This window comes from Guyparkeria sp. (assembly GCF_046545975.1).
Lineage (GTDB): Bacteria > Pseudomonadota > Gammaproteobacteria > Halothiobacillales > Halothiobacillaceae > Guyparkeria.
In genome coordinates this window covers 1-3,757 of sequence record NZ_JBKGYT010000121.1, presented here as the reverse complement: position 1 = coordinate 3,757, position 3,757 = coordinate 1, and the positions used below count along the sequence as shown (strand labels likewise).

Annotated in this window: 2 protein-coding genes; one reads left to right on the top strand and one right to left on the bottom strand. The window is 67.5% G+C overall.

The genetic code is table 11. The features are described from left to right. Positions 1 to 234: 234 nt before the first annotated feature. Entirely contained in the window at positions 235 to 3,066 is a 2,832-nt protein-coding gene (gene uvrA / locus ACLFMY_RS08675; RefSeq protein WP_410764262.1) for an excinuclease ABC subunit UvrA, read from the top strand. A 158-nt stretch (positions 3,067 to 3,224) separates the two neighbouring features. On the opposite strand, the gene ACLFMY_RS08670 is transcribed toward uvrA, so the two are convergent. Further along, positions 3,225 to 3,757 (bottom strand): hypothetical protein (locus tag ACLFMY_RS08670; RefSeq protein WP_410764261.1); only part of this gene is annotated, 533 nt, incomplete at its 5' end.

The window sequence follows — 3,757 nt, the reverse complement described above, 5'->3', positions numbered from 1 at the left end:
AACTCCTTCGTGGTTCCTGCCGGCCGGTGGTGTCACCGGCCCCTGCGAGCGCAAAGGGACACTATAAAGCATCCGGGAACGCCTGACCCAATCGCGACACCACACCGGGCCGGAGCCGCGATGCGCTCACCGGGAAGACGGCCCCGGGCAACGAGATCGGAGCCCTTTCGACTACACTACCCGGTTCCCCGCCGGCAGGCGGACACACTCAAACGAGCGAAGCATCCCTGCACCATGGCCGATCCGTTCATCCGTATCCGCGGCGCACGCACGCACAACCTCAAGAACATCGACGTCGACCTGCCCCGCGAGAAGCTGATCGTCTTCACGGGCCTGTCGGGCTCGGGCAAGTCGTCGCTCGCCTTCGACACGATCTTCGCCGAGGGCCAGCGCCGCTACGTCGAGTCGCTGTCGGCCTACGCGCGCCAGTTCCTGTCGATGATGGACAAGCCGGACGTCGACACCATCGAAGGGCTCTCCCCGGCGATCTCGATCGAACAGAAGACCACCTCGCACAACCCGCGCTCGACGGTGGGCACGGTCACCGAGATCTACGACTATCTGCGCCTGCTGTACGCGCGCGCCGGCATCCCGCGCTGCCCGGACCACGACATCGACCTGACCGCGCAGACCGTCTCGCAGATGGTCGACCACGTCATGGACCTGCCGGAGGGCTCCAAGTGGCTGCTGCTCGCGCCGGTGATCGAGAACCGCAAGGGCGAGCACCACAAGCTTTTCCAGGAATGGCAGTCGCAGGGCTTCCTGCGGGTGCGCATCAACGGCACGGTCTACGAGATCGACGAGATCCCGACCCTTGATCCCAAGACCAAGAACACCATCGAGGTGGTGGTCGACCGCTTCAAGGTGCGCGACGACCTGCAGTTGCGGCTGGCCGAATCCTTCGAGACCGCGCTGCGCCTGGCCGACGGGCAGGCGATGGTGGTCTCCATGGATTCCGACGAAGAACACGTCTTCTCCTCCAAGCATGCCTGCCCGAAGTGCGGCTACTCGCTGGGCGAGCTCGAGCCGCGGCTGTTCTCGTTCAACAACCCGGTCGGCGCCTGCCCGAGCTGCGACGGGCTGGGCGTGAAGCAGTTCTTCGACCCGCAGAAGGTGATCATCAACCCCGAGCTGTCGCTGGCCGCCGGCGCGGTACGCGGCTGGGACCGGCGCAATGCCTACTACCACGCGCTGCTCTCCTCGTTGGCGCGTCACTACGAGTTCGACCTGGAGACCCCGTGGGAGGACCTGCCCGAGAACCTGCGCGAGATCATCCTGCAAGGGTCCGGGAAGGAGACGATCGCGTTTACCTACATCGGCCCGCGCGGCCGGGCGAAGGAGCGCACCCACCCCTGGGAGGGCGTGCTGCCCAACATGGAGCGGCGCTACCGCGAGACCGAGTCGCAGGCGGTGCGCGAGGAACTGGCGCGCTACATCTCCGAGCAGGCCTGCCCGAGCTGTCACGGCACCCGCCTGAACCGCGCCGCGCGGCACGTGTTCATCGAGGGACACAACCTGCCGACGGTCACGCGCTGGTCGATCGGCCACTCGGCGGCGTTCTTCGCCGAGCTGGAACTCGAGGGCGCCCGCGGCGAGATCGCCACGCCGATCGTGCGCGAGATCCGCTCAAGGCTGAAGTTCCTGAATGACGTCGGCCTGAACTACCTGTCGCTGGACCGCAGCGCCGAGACGCTCTCGGGTGGCGAGGCCCAGCGCATCCGGCTGGCCAGCCAGATCGGCTCGGGGCTGGTGGGCGTGTCCTACATCCTCGACGAGCCGTCGATCGGCCTGCACCAGCGCGACAACGACCGCCTGCTGGGCACGCTCACCCACCTGCGGGATCTCGGCAACACGGTGATCGTGGTCGAGCACGACGAGGACGCCATCCGCTCGGCCGACTTCGTCCTCGACATCGGCCCCGGCGCGGGCGCACACGGCGGGCAGGTGGTCGCCCAGGGCACGCCGAAAGAGATCGAGGCCAACCAGGACTCGCTGACCGGGCAGTACCTCTCCGGCAAGCGCGAGATCGCGATCCCCGAACGCCACCGGGCCAACCCCGAGAAGATGCTGACGCTGGAGGGCGCGAGCGGGCACAACCTCCAGGGCGACACCCTGCGCATCCCGCTGGGGCTGTTCACCTGCATCACCGGCGTGTCCGGCTCGGGCAAGTCGACGCTGATCAACGACACCCTCTACAAGATCTGCGCCCACCAGCTCAATCGCGCCAGCGCGACGGCCGCGCCGTACAGGACCATCCACGGGCTCGAGCAGCTCGACAAGGTGATCGACATCGACCAGTCGCCGATCGGGCGCACGCCGCGCTCGAACCCGGCGACCTACACCGGGCTGTTCACCACCATCCGCGAGCTGTTCGCCGGCACCCAGGAGGCGCGCTCGCGCGGCTACACGCCGGGGCGCTTCTCCTTCAACGTCAAGGGCGGACGCTGCGAGGCCTGCCAGGGCGACGGCGTGATCAAGGTGGAGATGCACTTCCTGCCGGACGTGTACGTGCCCTGCGACGTCTGCGGCGGGGCGCGCTACAACCGCGAGACGCTCGACATCCGCTACAAGGGCAAGACCATCGCCGACGTGCTGGAGATGACCATCGAGGAGGCGGCCGCCTTCTTCGAGGCGGTGCCCAGCCTGCACCGCAAGCTGACCACCCTGATGGACGTCGGGCTGGGTTACGTCAAGCTCGGGCAGAACGCCACCACGCTCTCCGGCGGCGAGGCGCAACGGGTCAAGCTCTCGCGCGAGCTGGCCAAGCGCGACACCGGGCACACGCTCTACATCCTCGACGAGCCGACCACCGGCCTGCACTTCGAGGACGTCGCGCAACTGCTCCGTGTGCTCTATCGCCTGCGCGACCACGGCAATACCGTGATCGTGATCGAGCACAACCTCGACGTGATCAAGACCGCCGACTGGATCGTCGACCTCGGCCCGGAAGGCGGCTCGGGCGGCGGGCGGATCATCGCCTCCGGCACCCCCGAGCAGGTCGCCACGGTGGAGGGTTCGTACACCGGGCATTACCTCGAGCGGATGCTGGCGCCGGCGAAGGCGTGACCGACCACCTCCCCATTGTGGGAGCGAGCCCAGCTCGCGAAACGCGCCGTTGGCGCGTGCCCCGGTCCGGGTCGAATCGCGGGCATCCCGTTTGCCGGCACAGCCGCTGACGCGGCTTTCGCGAGCGAGGCTCGCTCCCAAGGGGATTACTTGGGGGATTACTCGAGCGTGCGCTGCAGGCTCTCGAGCACGTCGCGGGTCTTTTCCTTGGTCTTGTCGATGACGTCGGAGGTGGTGTCCTTGGTCGCCCGCCAGGCGCTGGAGGCGCCCGACTTGGTGTTCGACCAGATGTCGGCGGCGGCTGCCTTGGTCTCGGCCCACCAGTCGTTGTCGACACGCGGGTAGTCGCGCACCTGGTCGAGCTCGTCGTTCAGGAACACGGCATAGGAAACCCGGTCGAGCCGGTCGCTCGAGCGGGTCGCCACCGAGAACTGCTGCACCTCGACGAAGCGGTAGTCGTCATCGCCCACGCCGTCGATGTCATCGTCCAGTTCAATCACCAGGCCATGGACCTTCATGTTCTCGGCGACCAGCACGTCCTCGACCTCGCCCACCTCGCGGTTCTCGTCGGTAGCGAGAAAGACCGCCGCCCCGATCAGGGCGTCCATGGAATAGAGCCCCTCGGGCGCGTCTTCCGCCAGCGCGGGCTGGGCCAAGGTCACGGCCATGGCACCGGCCAGCAGGGTGTTCA

Excerpts from the sequence above, each read along its gene's own strand:
- uvrA (WP_410764262.1), top strand. The coding sequence starts at position 235 with ATGGCCGATCCGTTCATCCGTATCCGCGGCGCACGCACGCACAACCTC.